The 15710-nt window shown below is 35.2% G+C and carries 12 protein-coding genes; 9 read left to right on the forward strand and 3 right to left on the reverse strand.

Translation table 11 applies throughout. From position 1 onward, the window contains the following. Window positions 1-33: 33 nt before the first annotated feature. The gene (locus tag VOI54_RS11805; protein WP_326282994.1) at window positions 34-2526 is read right to left on the reverse strand and encodes a DUF5916 domain-containing protein; all 2493 of its coding nucleotides are present in this window, start codon (window positions 2524-2526) and stop codon (window positions 34-36) included. 177 nt (window positions 2527-2703) lie between these two features. On the opposite strand from VOI54_RS11805, the gene folE reads away from it, so the two are divergent. Beyond that, window positions 2704-3291 carry a GTP cyclohydrolase I FolE gene (folE, locus tag VOI54_RS11810; protein WP_326282995.1) on the forward strand — a complete coding sequence of 196 codons (588 nt, stop codon included), beginning with the start codon at window positions 2704-2706 and terminating at the stop codon, window positions 3289-3291. A 56-nt stretch (window positions 3292-3347) separates the two neighbouring features. Continuing rightward, a complete protein-coding gene (locus tag VOI54_RS11815; protein WP_326282996.1) occupies window positions 3348-3608 on the forward strand; it encodes a hypothetical protein in 261 nt (86 codons plus the stop codon). A 56-nt stretch (window positions 3609-3664) separates the two neighbouring features. Here the strand turns inward: VOI54_RS11815 and VOI54_RS11820 are convergent, their stop codons facing one another. Further along, window positions 3665-3847: a GrpB family protein gene (locus tag VOI54_RS11820; RefSeq protein WP_326282997.1), complete on the reverse strand. Its 183-nt coding sequence runs from the start codon at window positions 3845-3847 to the stop codon at window positions 3665-3667. Between the two features lie 256 nt (window positions 3848-4103). Between VOI54_RS11820 and pyrG the strand changes: the two genes are divergently transcribed. From pyrG to VOI54_RS11835, 3 genes are all read left to right on the forward strand, one after another. After that, window positions 4104-5738, forward strand: a complete 1635-nt coding sequence (gene pyrG / locus VOI54_RS11825) for a CTP synthase (RefSeq protein ID WP_326282998.1) — start codon at window positions 4104-4106, stop codon at window positions 5736-5738. 82 nt (window positions 5739-5820) lie between these two features. Beyond that, window positions 5821-7713, forward strand: a complete 1893-nt coding sequence (gene yidC, locus VOI54_RS11830; protein WP_326282999.1) for a membrane protein insertase YidC — start codon at window positions 5821-5823, stop codon at window positions 7711-7713. 127 nt (window positions 7714-7840) lie between these two features. Continuing rightward, a complete protein-coding gene (locus VOI54_RS11835) occupies window positions 7841-8545 on the forward strand; it encodes a toxin-antitoxin system YwqK family antitoxin (RefSeq protein ID WP_326283000.1) in 705 nt (234 codons plus the stop codon). Between the two features lie 77 nt (window positions 8546-8622). Here the strand turns inward: VOI54_RS11835 and VOI54_RS11840 are convergent, their stop codons facing one another. Next, entirely contained in the window at window positions 8623-10029 is a 1407-nt protein-coding gene (locus VOI54_RS11840) for a fasciclin domain-containing protein (protein WP_326283001.1), read from the reverse strand. A 186-nt stretch (window positions 10030-10215) separates the two neighbouring features. Here VOI54_RS11840 and mnmA point away from each other — a divergent pair, with 186 nt between their 5' ends. The 4 genes from mnmA to VOI54_RS11860 all read left to right on the forward strand — a co-directional run bounded on the left by mnmA (window position 10216) and on the right by VOI54_RS11860 (window position 15673). Beyond that, window positions 10216-11403 carry a tRNA 2-thiouridine(34) synthase MnmA gene (gene mnmA, locus VOI54_RS11845; protein WP_326283002.1) on the forward strand — a complete coding sequence of 396 codons (1188 nt, stop codon included), beginning with the start codon at window positions 10216-10218 and terminating at the stop codon, window positions 11401-11403. Between the two features lie 23 nt (window positions 11404-11426). Further along, window positions 11427-13040, forward strand: a complete 1614-nt coding sequence (locus VOI54_RS11850; protein WP_326283003.1) for a S8 family serine peptidase — start codon at window positions 11427-11429, stop codon at window positions 13038-13040. Window position 13041: 1 nt separating this feature from the next. Next, a complete protein-coding gene (locus VOI54_RS11855; RefSeq protein WP_326283004.1) occupies window positions 13042-13986 on the forward strand; it encodes an NAD(P)H-dependent flavin oxidoreductase in 945 nt (314 codons plus the stop codon). Between the two features lie 310 nt (window positions 13987-14296). After that, window positions 14297-15673: an MATE family efflux transporter gene (locus VOI54_RS11860; RefSeq protein WP_326283005.1), complete on the forward strand. Its 1377-nt coding sequence runs from the start codon at window positions 14297-14299 to the stop codon at window positions 15671-15673. Window positions 15674-15710: the final 37 nt, after the last annotated feature.

The raw sequence follows: 15710 nt of genomic DNA on the forward strand, positions 1-15710 counted from the left end.
TGTGAAATTACCACTTTATACTGTGATGTACAATTATGATTTTGTCTTAGTCCTAAGAGTGTTTTTAATGTCATTATAATCAATGAAATAAACTAGTCTGAGAGAAAAAGTATTCCTTTTTTCCTGATCAAATAAATGGCCAAGGCTTTCAAGGTAATCATCCTTTGAGTTATTGGATTGATTAAAAATTTGGTTTCTGTAGAGGGCTGTTAGCATACTACCGGGAGCAAACTGCCAGGAATAGCTCAGATCCAGGTTCCAGGTGTTAAAATTAACGTCCGGATTAAAATCAGGGTCACTACCTATAGTATACTTTGTATGGGTGTTTGATACTGATAAGGATCCATCATGCTCTAAATTATAGACGTGGTTATCATAGGTTACTGTACTCAAATAGTTTCTAAAACTTAAAGTAAGGGCATTAAATGGGTTAAAATTATAACTCCCGGATATACTAGCTTCGGTTTCAATTAATTCTCTTTGACCAAAAATAATATTGTCATCTACATCCTGCCCGTTAATGTAGCCCCGGTCTGCAGTATAATCATCATATTCAAATCCTAAGACTAATAAAAATTTATCATTAAATTTAAAACGCGGATTAAATCCAAACCACCAATTGTTGAAATTATCTCTTGCTTTTTCAAAAATTAAACCATATCCAAAATTGGCGCTTAAAGCAAAGAAGTTATTAAAGTTTGAAGATAGCCAAATGTTACCCTCAGTATAATTTTTTGTTGTAAAAAAGCTGTCAAAGCCATTTCTTGGCTCAAAGTAATCATGCCGTTTACCAATATTCCAGTTCACATTAAAACCAAAAGTATGTAGTTTTTTATTGGTTGCCCGATAAGCAATTCCGGTATTGGCTCCGGTAAATGTGTTTGGACTTGCCAGTTGCCTATAATTAAACCAGGCATTAATGCGGTAATTGTTTAATCGTTTTGTAGGTTCAAAAATCCGATAGCTGATATCTGCACTATAATTACTATAGTTGTTTCTAAAAAGGATGCCTAAATCATTAATATCGTAATGCTCATCAGCGTAGTTATATTCAACACTGTAACGTACTTTACCACTGTTTTTACCTGCGCCAATCATAGCACTGTATCCTGTGGATTTATCAGGAGCATTATTAAAGGTGCTCATTTTAACTTCGCCAAAGGTGCCATAAGTATTTTTTTTATTCATGATGTCAAACAGCAGCCCTGAAACGTTTGAGTCTTTAAAACTTCCATTTCTTGTAACATTGGTGTTGATAAGTGTTACTGAAGAGTTTTTGTTAAATTGTTGATCCAAAACCATAATATTATAATTGGCCAATGGCTCCACTACAACTTTTTTTCTTGTTGTTTCTGTATTTTCAAAAGGAAGGTTTTGATTGATTTGTTTCACCTTTTCTATAGTGGCATATGTTTTTTCAGTAATAGCATTAAAAAAGCCTATGCCCAAACCTTTTTTGGTTCTTCCTGATATTTTAATAGCATTAATCAGTTGTACTTTTTCCGGATAATCAATTATTTCTTCATCATCTTCAAGTTCCGGGGTATAGGTTGGAGCGTTCCCAACCCGTCTGGAATAAAACAGATTGCCCTTGTTAAATAGGTCTACACCCTCTGTAAAGAATTGGCGTTGTTCAGAAAACCGTTGTTCAAAAGGGCCAAGGTTTAGCTCTACATTATCGAATCCGGCCTGGCTAAAATCAGGAATTAATGTAGCATCCAGGGTAAAGCTTTCGGTTATACCATATTTGAGGTCTAAGCCGGCTGCAAAATCTGTTTCGGTTTCACCGGCATAATTACTTACCAAACCGGAAGCATAGGGGTAAAAACTTAACCGGGTAGGCGGTTTAATGTTTTGTAATCCTTTTAATTCTGCGTTGTATAAGCCAAAATTATCCTTGGTAACATCAATGGCGTTCCAGGTAAATTGTGCTCTTGTTTTTCTATAGTGACGGTGAAATTGGATGCCCCAGGTAGGATCTTCCTGTTGCGTAAAACGCAGGCATCTGTATGGTATTTTTACTTCAACAACCCAGCCGTCTTCAACTATTTTTACAGCACTGTCCCAAACGGCGTTCCAACCAAAATCCTCACCTATGTTAGGACTTTCAATAGCATCTGCCTGTGTACCTGAGCTAAATACAAAAAATTCAGTGTTGTTTTGTGCATCATTATTGGGATTAAAAATAATACCAAAAAAATCTGATTGCCCAAAATTATCCCGTTGTGTAAACTGACGTAAGATATCGTCAGGGTTATCATATAAATACGCAGCAATATAAATAGCCTTATCATCATAGGTCATTTTTATTTCAGACCTTTTGCTATGTTCCGGATTTTTACCAACATCAGGCCTAAACTGAATAAAATCTGTGGCGATTTGTAAATTATCCCAGGTACTTTCATTTAAAATACCATCAATGGTTGGAGGGTGTTCAGTTCTTGTTATTTGATAAACCTTTTTAGTTTGAGCTTCAAAATGTAAGGATATGCAAAACAATAGTATTAAAATTGTTAATTGCTTCATGATCTTGATTTGATTGATGATTGGGGCTCTTTATTTTAACTGATATTACAAAGCTAATTTTGAGAAATTCTATAATTGCCAATAAAACGTTAAATGTTAATTGATTTTTCTTAAATAATGCAGTAAAACTTATTTTGACTACCTTTAAATTTAAAACATAAAGAAATACTAAAAAGCATGCCATATAAAAGTTTTGAAGAATATAATATGCAGGTTACTGATGATGTTAAAGACCGGTATAAGAACATTATAACAGATTTAGGAGAAGATACCAATCGGGATGGTCTTTTAAAAACACCTGAACGTGCAGCAAAGGCCATGCAATTTTTAACACAAGGCTATGAGCAGGATCCTGTTGAAATTCTTAAAGGCGCTATGTTTAAAGAGTCGTATAATGAAATGGTCATAGTTAAAGACATTGAATTGTACTCCTTATGTGAACATCATATTTTACCTTTTTTTGGTAAAGCCCATATAGCATACATCCCAAATGGATATATTGTTGGTTTGAGCAAACTTCCCAGAATAGTAGATGTTTTTGCCAGGCGGTTACAAGTGCAGGAACGCTTAACAGAACAAGTTTTAGATTGTATAAATGATACTTTAAAACCTCAAGGTGTAGCCGTTGTTATTGAAGCTTCACATATGTGTATGATGATGCGTGGTGTACAAAAACAAAATTCTGTAACTACAACTTCCGGGTTTAGGGGGCAGTTTGAAAAGATAGAAACCAGAAATGAGTTTTTAAAGCTTATAGGAAAGTGACGTATTACAAGTTTTGGTATATTTCTTGTTTATAGAGAGGTATTAAATAACACTTGATGAATAAATACACAAAATTATTAATAGGTATTGTATTAGATGCCATAGGATGTATTTCCTATTTTATCCCTGGAATTGGGGAGTTTGGAGACGTAATTTGGGCTCCAATTGCCGGATGGTTAATGACTAAGTTATATAAAGGGAAATCCGGGAAAATAGCCGGTATTATAGCCTTTGTTGAAGAAGCGGTCCCTGGATTGGACATTATTCCAACCTTTACCTTAATGTGGTTGTATACTTATGTTTTAAAAAAGGAGTAGTATTAAAGATTATCTGAATTTTTTTATACCATAAAACTGCTTTTACTTCTTCGGTTTTATAAACTCATTTTGCCATCATTAATATTCATTCCCATCTTTCCAATTAAATTAGGCACAGAAGTACTTCCTATATGCTCAATTTTAGGGCTGAAATCTACAAGGATGTTATTTAGTTTGGTTACTATTTGTTGAAAATGAGCGGGCCATTTCGGATTGTAATCTTCAATAGCGATTTTCATTATTAGCCTCTTTAATTTTTTGTTTTCTCAACTGTGTATAGCTTTGTTAGTTTAGCGAATATTAATATGAGGCTTCACTCCAATTGTTATTAAACGAAGATAGTTGGAACTTTTAACAAAATCAAGTTAGTTAAATGAATGAAAGCCATGAAAAACACTTGAAACCATTGTTAACAAGTTGCGATCAAATAACTAAAAAACATTTCTTAAATAACTATTTTAATTTTGTAAATTTGCCTGCGTTTAAAAGCGCAACATGTCAACTACAACAAAATACGTATTTGTAACCGGAGGAGTTACATCATCTTTAGGAAAAGGTATTATAGCAGCTTCACTTGCTAAATTATTGCAGGCTCAAGGTTATAGAGTTACTATTCAAAAATTAGACCCTTATATTAATGTTGATCCGGGAACATTAAATCCGTATGAACATGGAGAATGTTACGTTACTGAAGATGGAGCAGAGACTGATCTGGACCTGGGACACTATGAGCGTTTTTTAAACAGACCAACTAGTCAGGCCAATAACGTCACCACTGGTAGAATCTATCAAAGTGTTATTGAAAAAGAACGCCGAGGTGAATTTTTAGGAAAAACAGTTCAGGTAGTTCCGCATATCACAGACGAGATTAAAGAACGGGTTCAGATTTTAGGAAAATCCGGTGATTATGATATTGTAATTACAGAAATAGGGGGGACTGTTGGTGATATTGAATCCTTACCATATGTTGAGGCAGTACGGCAGTTACGTTGGGATTTAGGAGAAAATAATGGTATAGTTATTCACTTAACATTAGTACCCTACTTATCGGCTGCAGGTGAATTAAAAACAAAACCCACCCAACATAGTGTAAAGACCTTGATGGAAAGTGGAGTACAGGCAGATATTTTAGTTTGTAGAACAGAGCATAATTTACCTAAGGAGCTGAGACGTAAACTGGCATTGTTTTGTAATGTAAAAGAAGATTCGGTTATCCAGTCTATTGACGCTTCTACTATTTATGATGTACCTAACTTAATGCTGACTGAAGGTTTAGATAAAGTTGTACTTGAAAAGTTGGGACTTGAATGCTCCACGCCTAATATAGAAAGATGGAATCAGTTTGTACATCGTCATAAAAATCCAAAAACCGAGGTAACCATTGGTTTGATAGGTAAATATGTAGAGTTACAGGATTCGTACAAATCTATACTGGAAGCTTTTATTCATGCTGGTGCAGAAAATGAGGTAAAAGTAAATGTAGAGTCTATACATTCTGAATATATAAACCGCGATAATGTTAAATTAAAACTAGGGCATTTAGATGGTGTTTTGGTCGCTCCCGGATTTGGAGAACGCGGTATAGACGGTAAAATTGACGCTGTGCAGTATGTGCGTGAAAACAATATTCCGTTTTTAGGAATTTGTTTAGGTATGCAAATGGCTGTTATTGAGTTTGCCAGAAATGTACTGGGGGTTTCTGATGCGGCTTCTACAGAAATGAATGCTAAAACAGCTAATCCCGTTATTGATTTAATGGAGGATCAAAAAAACATTACAGATAAAGGCGGTACCATGCGTCTGGGGGCCTGGGCTTGTGATCTAAAATTAGGAAGTATTGTACGTAACATATATAAAACCGAAAGTATTGCAGAACGTCATAGACACCGTTATGAATTTAACAGTGACTATAAAGATCAGATGGAAAAGGCAGGTATGTTAGCTACAGGGTTAAACCCCGATACCGGTTTGGTAGAAATAGTTGAAATACCGGAACATCCTTGGTTTGTTGGTGTACAGTATCATCCGGAATATAAAAGTACAGTGGCTAACCCGCATCCGTTATTTGTAGCTTTTGTAAGCGCAGCGTTAAAATATAGTAAAGGAAGAAAAAGTGCCACTATGGCATAAAATCAATATTGGATAGCTTATTGATAAGTTATTGACATTCCTGCTTAAGCGGGAATCTTTTTAATAGACACTAATAGAATTCATGGAAGAAAAAAAATTAGATATTAATTCGATTATAGGATTTGTTCTTATTTTCGGGATTTTAGCCTATATGCTATGGCAGAATCAGCCAACACCAGAAGAACTTGAGGCTCAAGAAAAAGCTAAGCAAGAACAGGTAGAGGCAGAACAAAAAGATAAAGTACAGGAGCAAACTTTAGACGTTGCAACAACAGATTATGCTACCGGTTCAGGTGCAGATTCATTACAGCAAGTTCAACTCAGAAATAAATTAGGGGCTTTTGCTTATTCAGCAATTAATTCATCAAACAAAGAAACCGTTGTTGAAAGTGATTTGTTAGAACTTACATTTAGCAACAAAGGCGGATATCTTTCAGAAGTAAGGTTAAAGCAATTTGTTGATTATGATTCAATTCCTATCTATTTGGTAAAAGATGATAATGCCTCTTTTAATATTAATTTTGGAACTACAGATAGCAGAATTTTAAATACTAAGGACTTGCCATTTATTCCTTCGGTTACTAAAAATGGTGATGTTACGGTAGTTTCTATGAAGCTTAAAGTATCTGAAAGTAAATTTTTAGAGTATCGTTACGAGTTAAAGGAAGGCGATTACATGTTGGATTTCACGATTCGTTCACAAGGTTTAAGTGATGTCATCAATAACTCGCAAGAGATAAACCTGGACTGGAAATTAAAAGGGTTCCGTCACGCAAAGAGTATTTCATATGAAAACAGGTATACGGATATTCATTATGAGTACGGAGGAGGAAAAGATGACTATACAGGAGCCAGAGATGCAGATAAAGATATTAAAGACGTTACCTGGATAGGGTTCAAACAGCACTTCTTTTCATCAGTATTATTAACGGATAAAGCTTTTAAAACAGCTCATATTAAAGCTGAGAACTTAGTTAAAGATGAAACGATTGATACCGTTTACACCAAAACTTTTGCAGCAAAAATGCCTTTAGAATTACAAGGAGGTGAGCTTAGTGAATCTATGAATTGGTACTATGGTCCGAGTGATTTTAAAGTTTTAAATGCCTATGGCAGAAATCTGGACGAATTAGTGCCATTTGGCTGGGGTATTTTTGGATGGATTAACCGCTATGTTTTTATGCCGTTATTTGGCTTCTTAGGAGGTTTTATGCCCTATGGAATTGCTATTGTAGTAATGACTATATTGGTGAAAATACTGTTATCATTTGTTCAGTATAAGCAATTCTTGTCTCAGGCCAAAATGAAAATTTTAAAACCTGAGCTGGATGCCATCCGAGAAAAACATAAGAATAACAAGATGAAAGCGCAACAAGAGACTATGGCGCTACAGACCAAAGCAGGAGCTAGTCCGATGGCAGGTTGTTTACCGGCTTTGATACAATTACCGGTATTCTATGCGTTATTCCAATTTTTTCCATCAGCTTTTGATCTAAGACAAAAGTCATTCCTTTGGGCCGATGACTTATCATCTTATGATACTATTGCAAACATACCATTTAACATACCATTTTATGGTAATCATGTAAGTTTGTTTCCTATTTTGGCATCAATAGCCATATTCTTTTATATGCGATTGACTACCGGACAGAATATGAGTGCTCAACCACAGCAGGAAGGGATGCCGGATATGGCAAAAATGATGAAATATATGATGTATTTCTCTCCAATCATGATGCTGTTTTTCTTTAATAATTATGCTTCTGGTTTGAGTTTATATTATTTCATTTCAAACCTAATTAGTATAGGTATTATATTGGTTATTAAGAATTATATTCTTGATGAGGACAAGATTCATGCTGATATACAAGAGAAGAAAAAGAAACCAAAAAAGCAGAATAGGTTTCAGAAGAAAATGGCCGAAATGATGGAGCAGGCCGAAAAACAAAAACAAGCACAACAAAAACGTAAGTAGTAACTTATATTTTAATAAAAAGGCTGCCAAAAGAATTGTTTTGGCAGCTTTTTTGTTACAAGAAATTTAAAATATCAACGTTAATAATTAGTAACTTCCGCGAAAGCGTTATTAATACTATAAAAAAATGGAAAGAGTCTTTTGTTTTTTAACCTGTTTACTTTTTAGTGGTTTTCTTTTTGCTCAGGATATTAATCAATTAGATACAGATAACAAGCGCCATGGTGTTTGGAAAAAATATTTTGAAAATACTAAAATACTGCGGTATGAAGGGCAATTTGAACATGGTAAAGAAGTGGGCATGTTTAAGTTTTATAAAAACATAAGAAATAAACCGGTTTTAACGGCTACCAAGATTTTTAATAAAGACAATCCAATTGCACAGGTCAGATTTTTAGCATCCAATGGTAAGGTGATAAGTGAAGGCCAGATGGATGGTAGAACCTATATAGGAACCTGGAAGTATTATCAAAAGAACTCTGATGAATTAATGACATTAGAACATTACAATACCCAGGGAGAACTTTCAGGAGAACGCATAGTGTATTACTCAAATAAACAAATAGCAGAGAAACAAAATTATAAGAATGGAAAATTAGAAGGGCCATCAATTATATATTCCAATAAAAATGTGATTTTAAAAGAATATATTTATGTTGCAGGTGAACTACATGGTATGGCAAAGTTTTATAACTCTAAAGGAGAGCTGTTATCTGAAGGGGTATACAAAAGAGGAAAAAAAGACGGTGTCTGGAAATATTATGAGGGTGGTAAATTAGTTAAAGAAGAGGATTTCACCTATATTCCAAAATATATAAAAAAAGCTCCTTAATTTCTTAAGGAGCCCTTCATCATAGACAATCTCTTGAGAGAATAGAAATGTCTACAAATCAACAAACCAAACTAATATTAATTCATTAGATCCGGTATAGCTACTTTATTTATGACATGGATAACACCATTTCCGGCTTGCACGTCAACAGCAATAATACCTATATCAGAGTTTCCTGAGCCATCTGTTAAATCAGCTATATTTGAATTAGATCCCGGTAAAGTAACCGTTAAATTATCACCTTCTAAACTTGGAGCTGTAGTGTCTCCGGGGTTATTTAAGTCAGCCGAAGCTACATTTAGTCCACCCATAACATGATGCAATAATATATTTGTCAGAACAGCTTCGTCTGACGGAATTGTGATGGCTGAAAAAGCATCATTTGTCGGAGCAAATACAGTGAATGGGTCTGCTCCGGAACCGTTTGTATTTGAAAGTACAGAAACAAAGTCTGTTGCTGGGGTTAATGTTGTTAAAGCGGTTACCAGTGTTGAAAACGTTGGATCGGCTACAGCAAAAGTGACAACAGTTGGAATATCAATAACGGCATCAACGGCATGTATGACACCATTTGAGGCTATGATGTCCGGGAGGGTAACATTTGACATGCCATTTAAAGTAACGCCGCTATCTGTATTTATATATAGGCTTAAATTTTTATTAGTATCACTATAAGTAGCCGCAGTATTAACATAGCTATTTGTTAAGCCGGATGACACAGCCGTGGCATCAACCACTACATGATTAGATAAGATAGCATCTAAAGGGTTACTATTGGGGTTGGTGAATGCAATGAAGGCATCATTGGTTGGAGCAAAAACTGTAAAGTCCCCCGGCGTTGATAATAAATCAGTAAATGTTGTGTTTCCACCAGTTGTTAATGCTCCCACTAAGCTTGTAAGGTTTGGATTTGCTACGGCATGGTCAACAATATTGGGTAGGCCTATTACAGCATCAACTATGTGAATGACTCCATTTGTAGCCTCTTTATCAGCCATACTTACTTTTGATATCCCATTAAAGCTTACGCCATTGGAGGTATCAAAGAATAAGCTCATTTTATTACCTCCGGCACCAGTAGCTTCTGTAGAGGTATAACCAGAGCCTAAACCTGTTAAATCAGCAGCCATCAAAGGTGTACCCACAATAACATGATTTAATAATACCTGAGAGAGTACAGCCGTATCAATGTCTTCTATGCTGTTCCAATTTGGATTACTGTCTAATAAAGCTTGGAAGGCATTGTTATCTGGTGCAAGAATGGTAAATGGACCGGGATCGCTTAAAACATTAAGCAGATCTCCGTCTGCGGCTTGTAAAGCAGCCACTAAATTTGATAAATTCGGTGATGCCAGAGCGAGTTCAACAATGTTAAGCGGTGTTGCTATAGGTAGATTATTGTCATCATCATTATTACATGATATCAACAAGAATAAGCTCATAAAAACAACCGATGCGTTTTGGAATAATTTTGATGTTTTCATCTCGATTTTTTTGAAGTTACATATTTTGTTTAACAAAAATAATAAAAAAATAAACAAAATTTAATATTTTGTTTAAAATTTATTTAAAAAAGATAAACATTATAAATTTTTAGGTACTTTATTATAAAAAGCTATAGCGTAAAAAATCTTGCAATTATATGTATCTTTGTGGACTAATTTTTTAAGATGAAACGAGTAGTAATTGGTCTTTCAGGAGGAGTTGATTCCAGTGTAGCAGCATATTTGTTAAAGCAACAGGGGTATGACGTTATAGGGTTATTTATGAAGAACTGGCATGATGATTCAGTCACTATTTCAAATGAATGCCCTTGGCTGGATGATAGTAATGATGCTATGTTAGTTGCAGAAAAACTGGGAATTCCATTTCAAACGGTAGATTTAAGTGAACAGTACAAAGAGCGTATTGTAGATTACATGTTCCATGAATATGAAAAAGGACGTACCCCAAACCCTGATGTGCTTTGTAACAGAGAAATAAAGTTTGATGTTTTTATGAATATTGCTTTAGAGCTTGGCGCAGATTATGTGGCTACCGGACATTATTGCAGAAAAGGAACTGTTGTAAAGGAAGGAAAACCTGTTTATCAATTGTTAGCCGGGGTAGACGGTAATAAAGATCAATCTTATTTTTTATGTCAGCTTTCACAAGAACAATTGGCAAAATCATTATTTCCAATTGGTGAATTAACCAAGCCGGAAGTACGTGATATAGCAACAAAACTTGATTTGGTAACCGCAGAGAAGAAGGATTCTCAAGGTTTATGTTTTATTGGCAAAGTTAAACTGCCGGATTTCCTTCAACAGCAACTAAAGCCTAAAGAAGGAATTATAGTTGAAGTACCAAAAGAACAGGGCATTTTTATTGAGGGTGAAACCGAATTTAATTCAGAAGAAGACAAACTCAGATACTTATCAAGAAAGATCAACTATAGGGCAGATCATGGTAAAATAGTTGGTAAACATCAGGGAGCTCATTACTTTACAAAAGGTCAGCGAAAAGGTTTGGCTGTAGGTGGTACTGCTGAGCCTTTGTTTGTTATTGATACCAACGTTGAGGAGAATGTTATTTACACAGGGCAAGGTAAAGAACATCCTGGCTTACTTAAAAAAGCATTATTTGTTTCCAACGAAGAATTGCATTGGATTCGTGAAGATTTACGCTTGAAGACCGATGAAACTATGGAGGTTAAAGCAAGAATAAGGTATAGGCAACCCTTAGAGAAAGCTAAATTGTATAAAGTGGATTCGGGGTTGTATGTTGAATTTGAAAATTATCAGTCTGCCATAACAGAAGGGCAGTTTGTGGCCTGGTATATTGATGATGAGCTTATAGGTTCAGGAGTGATTTCGTAACTTAGCAATAAAAATTCTAAGTTATGAAGAAAGGATTACTTATTGTACTACTTTTTTTTTCGTGTTTAAATGCCTTAGCCCAGGAAGATGCCTGGGTATATTTGTTGGATAAAAAAGATGTAACAGCTTCAATTGCAAATCCTATTAGTATTCTTTCACAAAAGGCCATTAATAGAAAAGCATTACATAATATCCCCATTGATGAGCGTGATGTTCCCGTAGATGAAGATTATATAGCTCAACTTAAAAGTTCAACAGGTATCACGGTAAAAGCTAAATCAAAATGGTTTAATGCCGTACATGTTAGGGGAAGTATAGTTAATATTCAAGCTTTAGATGACTTAAGTTTTGTCAGTCATATTGAGTTTGCTGATAAAGATTTGAATACCAGTAAGACATCAAAGGAAAAATTGAATTCAAAATTTGAAAGTGTATTCACCGACTTTAACTATGGAAATGCTTTCAATCAAATAGATATGTTGAATGGGCATATTTTACATCAGGAGAATTATACAGGAGCAGGGATGACTGTTGCAGTCCTGGATGCCGGTTTTCCAAATGTAAACATCATGTCTGCCTTTGAAAGGTTACGTAGTACAAATAACTTGTTGGGAAGTTATGATTTTGTAAATAGAGAGGAAGACGTTTATACCAATAATACCAGTAACCATGGAACCCTGGTGCTAAGTACCATGGCCGGGTTTATTCAAGATCAGTTTGTGGGGACTGCTCCAGATGCCGGCTATTTTTTGTTTATCACAGAAGATGCTACTTCAGAAACACCTGTAGAAGAAAGTTATTGGGTTGAAGCAGCAGAACGTGCTGATAGCTTAGGTGTTGATGTTATTAATACATCTTTAGGTTATACCACTTATGATAATCCTAACTATAGTTATTCACCTTCAGATATGAATGGCAACACCGCCTATATTACAAAAGGGGCAAATATTGCGTTTGAGAAGGGGATGCTTTTAGTGACTTCAGCAGGAAATTCAGGAAATGATAGCTGGCAAATTGTGGGAGCTCCTGCCGATGCATCTGGGGTTTTAAGTATTGGAGCCGTAAATGCTAACGGGGCTTATGCTTTCTTTAGTTCAAAAGGGAGTGCAGCCCAACCTAATCAAAAACCGGATGTAGTAGCGCAAGGATTGGCAAGCTATGTTATTACCGAAAATAATACTACTGCAACTTCAAACGGAACGTCCTTTAGCTCACCAATTATGGCAGGGGCTGTAACTTGTTTATGGCAGGCATTACCAGATAAAAATAATGAAGAGATTATGCAATTAGTAAGAGAGTATGCGTCTCAATATGAAAATCCGGATAATTTTTTGGGTTATGGTATTCCTGATTTTGAAAAGGCTTTAAATGCAGGTTTGGGTTTTGGGAATGTCCCTGAAGATACTGAAGAATTAATTGTATTTCCCAGTCCAACAACGGGGAAACTTTATATATCAGGATTTATTGATAGCTCAGGCTTGGCAAAATTATATCTATTTGATATTTGGGGTAAAAAAATTAGTGAGTTTGATTTGAACCGTGAAACAGATGATAATATAGATCTGTCTTTTTTATCATCGGGTTTATATATACTAAATACCGGAGAAAACAAAACCTTCAAAATTGTGAAACAATAATATGCCCAATAGAATTACAAAACTTTTCAATATCAAATACCCCATAATTCAGGCAGGTATGGTTTGGAATAGTGGATGGCGGTTAGCTTCAGCATCAAGTAACTCAGGAATTTTAGGCCTTATAGGAGCCGGGTCCATGTATCCGGAAGTGTTACGCGAACACATTCAGAAATGTAAAAAAGCTACCGACCAACCTTTTGGAATTAATGTGCCCATGCTTTATCCAAATATTCAAGATATTATGAACATTATTGTGGATGAAGGCGTTAAAATTGTGTTTACCTCGGCCGGAAACCCAAAAACATGGACCTCATGGTTACAGGAAAGAGGAATCATTGTAGTGCACGTAGTAAGTAGTCTAAAGTTTGCGCTAAAAGCTCAAGGTGCCGGTGTTGATGCCATTGTGGCTGAAGGTTTTGAAGCAGGAGGGCATAACGGGAGAGATGAAACTACCACACTAACCCTAATTCCTATGGTAAAAGAACAAATAGAGGTGCCTCTTATAGCAGCGGGTGGGATTGCTACGGGAAGGGGAATGTTGGCAACCATGATTTTGGGAGCTGAAGGCGTGCAAATTGGCAGTCGGTTTGTAGCGAGTGAAGAAAGCTCAGCTCATGAAGCATTTAAGCAAGCTGTTATTGATGCTAAAGAAGGAGATACCCAGTTAACCTTAAAAGAGTTAGCACCGGTTAGGTTGATTAAAAATACGTTTTACAACCAGGTTCAGGATTTGTATAAAACCGGACCAACGGTACAGCAATTAAAAGATTTACTTGGAAGAGCACGCGCTAAAAAAGGAATGTTTGAAGGTGACCTGGAAAACGGAGAACTGGAAATTGGCCAAATTTCCGGCTTAATACATGATGTTAAACCTGTAGCCAAAATAGTTGAGGATATCATAAATGAATTTGAAACAGCTAAAAAAGACTCAATTTTATCACTGTAAAATTTTTGTTTTTTAGGTATTGAAAAGAATATATAATGTTATAAAACAAAAAAGGAGGAAAGTTACTTTCCTCCTTAATGTTTTGAAACTTTGAGCAATAATTTTAATCCCTAATAAATGATAGCTAAATGTTTCTGATGATTTTGCTATATAGTCTTAATGAGATAGCTCATTTACGAGCTAAGCAAATGTAAGAAATTAAAACACTCTGAATTAAAGAAAACATAAAGATTTATTAACATGTGTTAATAAGTCTAATTGTTGCAATTATTTTTCCAAATTCCCACTAAATAAAGCTTATTTTTATCACATGCAATTAACTGCCTATACCAAAGAATTTAAATACAATTTGCAGTTGGCAGCACCTGTAATGTTAGGGATGCTGGGCCACACGTTTGTTAGTTTTATAGATAACATAATGGTTGGACAATTAGGAACTGCTGAGTTGGCAGCTGTTTCTTTAGGTAATAGCTTTATGTTTGTTGCCATGTCCTTAGGAATTGGTTTTTCTACTGCAATCACACCTTTGGTGGCCGAAGCCGATGCAGCTAATGACTTTATACAAGGAAAATCATCATTTAAACATGGATTATTTTTATGTACAATAATTGGAGTACTTCTTTTTTTAATGGTATTTTTTGCAAAGCCTTTAATGTACTTCATGCAACAGCCAAAGGAAGTAGTTGAACTCGCAATTCCGTATTTAGATCTGGTTGCTGTATCATTAATTCCACTGGTTATATTTCAGGCATTTAAGCAATTTAGTGATGGGCTATCTATGACTAAATATCCTATGTACGCTACACTTTTGGGTAATGTAGTAAATGTGATATTAAACTATGTATTGATTTTTGGAAAGTTTGGATTTCCCGAACTAGGTATTGTAGGAGCTGCATACGGAACATTGGCATCCCGAGTTATAATGATATGGTACTTATGGTTTTTACTTAAAAGCAAGGACAAGTCAAAAGCCTATGTAACCCATATAAAGTTTTTTGTACTCAATAAATTAATGCTTAGAAAGCTCCTTAATTTGGGAGCTCCCAGTGCTATGCAAATGTTTTTTGAAGTCGCTATTTTTACAGCAGCCATTTGGCTGAGCGGGCTATTGGGTAAAAACCCACAGGCTGCAAATCAAATTGCTTTGAATTTGAGTTCTATGACATTTATGGTCGCAACCGGTTTAAGTGTGGCCGCCATGATAAGGGTAGGAAATCAAAAAGGATTAAAAGCGTATCATGAGTTACGCAGAATTGCATTTTCACTCTTTGTATTAGGTACTTTATTTGCAATTGGTTTTGCGTTACTTTTCTTTGCTTTTCATAGTCAATTGCCCAAAATTTATGTAGATTTTGACGATGTTGAGAACTTTATAGATAATAGAGAAGTGGTAGGTATAGCATCAAAGTTATTGGTAGCAGCTGCTATTTTTCAAATAAGTGATAGTATACAGGTTTTGGTACTAGGGGCTTTAAGAGGGCTTCAGGACGTTAAAATACCAACAATTATTACATTCATTTCTTATTGGTTGGTAGGCTTTCCTATTAGTTGGTTTTTAGGCAAAGCACATGCCTATGGGAGTTTTGGTATTTGGTTGGGGTTGTTAGCCGGTTTAACAACGGCCGCGATTTTGTTATATATCCGATTTAATTATTTAACAAGGCGGTTAATTAAAGAACAAGTTTAAAAGATATTATATCATTTCAGAATTTAACAGATTATGA

The organism is Alterotamlana spongicola (genome assembly GCF_035818475.1).
GTDB lineage: Bacteria > Bacteroidota > Bacteroidia > Flavobacteriales > Flavobacteriaceae > Cognatitamlana.

Excerpts from the sequence above, each read along its gene's own strand:
- VOI54_RS11805 (WP_326282994.1), bottom strand. The coding sequence starts at position 2,526 with ATGAAGCAATTAACAATTTTAATACTATTGTTTTGCATATCCTTACAT.
- folE (WP_326282995.1), top strand. The coding sequence starts at position 2,704 with ATGCCATATAAAAGTTTTGAAGAATATAATATGCAGGTTACTGATGAT.
- VOI54_RS11815 (WP_326282996.1), top strand. The coding sequence starts at position 3,348 with ATGAATAAATACACAAAATTATTAATAGGTATTGTATTAGATGCCATA.
- VOI54_RS11820 (WP_326282997.1), bottom strand. The coding sequence starts at position 3,847 with ATGAAAATCGCTATTGAAGATTACAATCCGAAATGGCCCGCTCATTTT.
- pyrG (WP_326282998.1), top strand. The coding sequence starts at position 4,104 with ATGTCAACTACAACAAAATACGTATTTGTAACCGGAGGAGTTACATCA.
- yidC (WP_326282999.1), top strand. The coding sequence starts at position 5,821 with ATGGAAGAAAAAAAATTAGATATTAATTCGATTATAGGATTTGTTCTT.
- VOI54_RS11835 (WP_326283000.1), top strand. The coding sequence starts at position 7,841 with ATGGAAAGAGTCTTTTGTTTTTTAACCTGTTTACTTTTTAGTGGTTTT.
- VOI54_RS11840 (WP_326283001.1), bottom strand. The coding sequence starts at position 10,029 with ATGAAAACATCAAAATTATTCCAAAACGCATCGGTTGTTTTTATGAGC.
- mnmA (WP_326283002.1), top strand. The coding sequence starts at position 10,216 with ATGAAACGAGTAGTAATTGGTCTTTCAGGAGGAGTTGATTCCAGTGTA.
- VOI54_RS11850 (WP_326283003.1), top strand. The coding sequence starts at position 11,427 with ATGAAGAAAGGATTACTTATTGTACTACTTTTTTTTTCGTGTTTAAAT.
- VOI54_RS11855 (WP_326283004.1), top strand. The coding sequence starts at position 13,042 with ATGCCCAATAGAATTACAAAACTTTTCAATATCAAATACCCCATAATT.
- VOI54_RS11860 (WP_326283005.1), top strand. The coding sequence starts at position 14,297 with ATGCAATTAACTGCCTATACCAAAGAATTTAAATACAATTTGCAGTTG.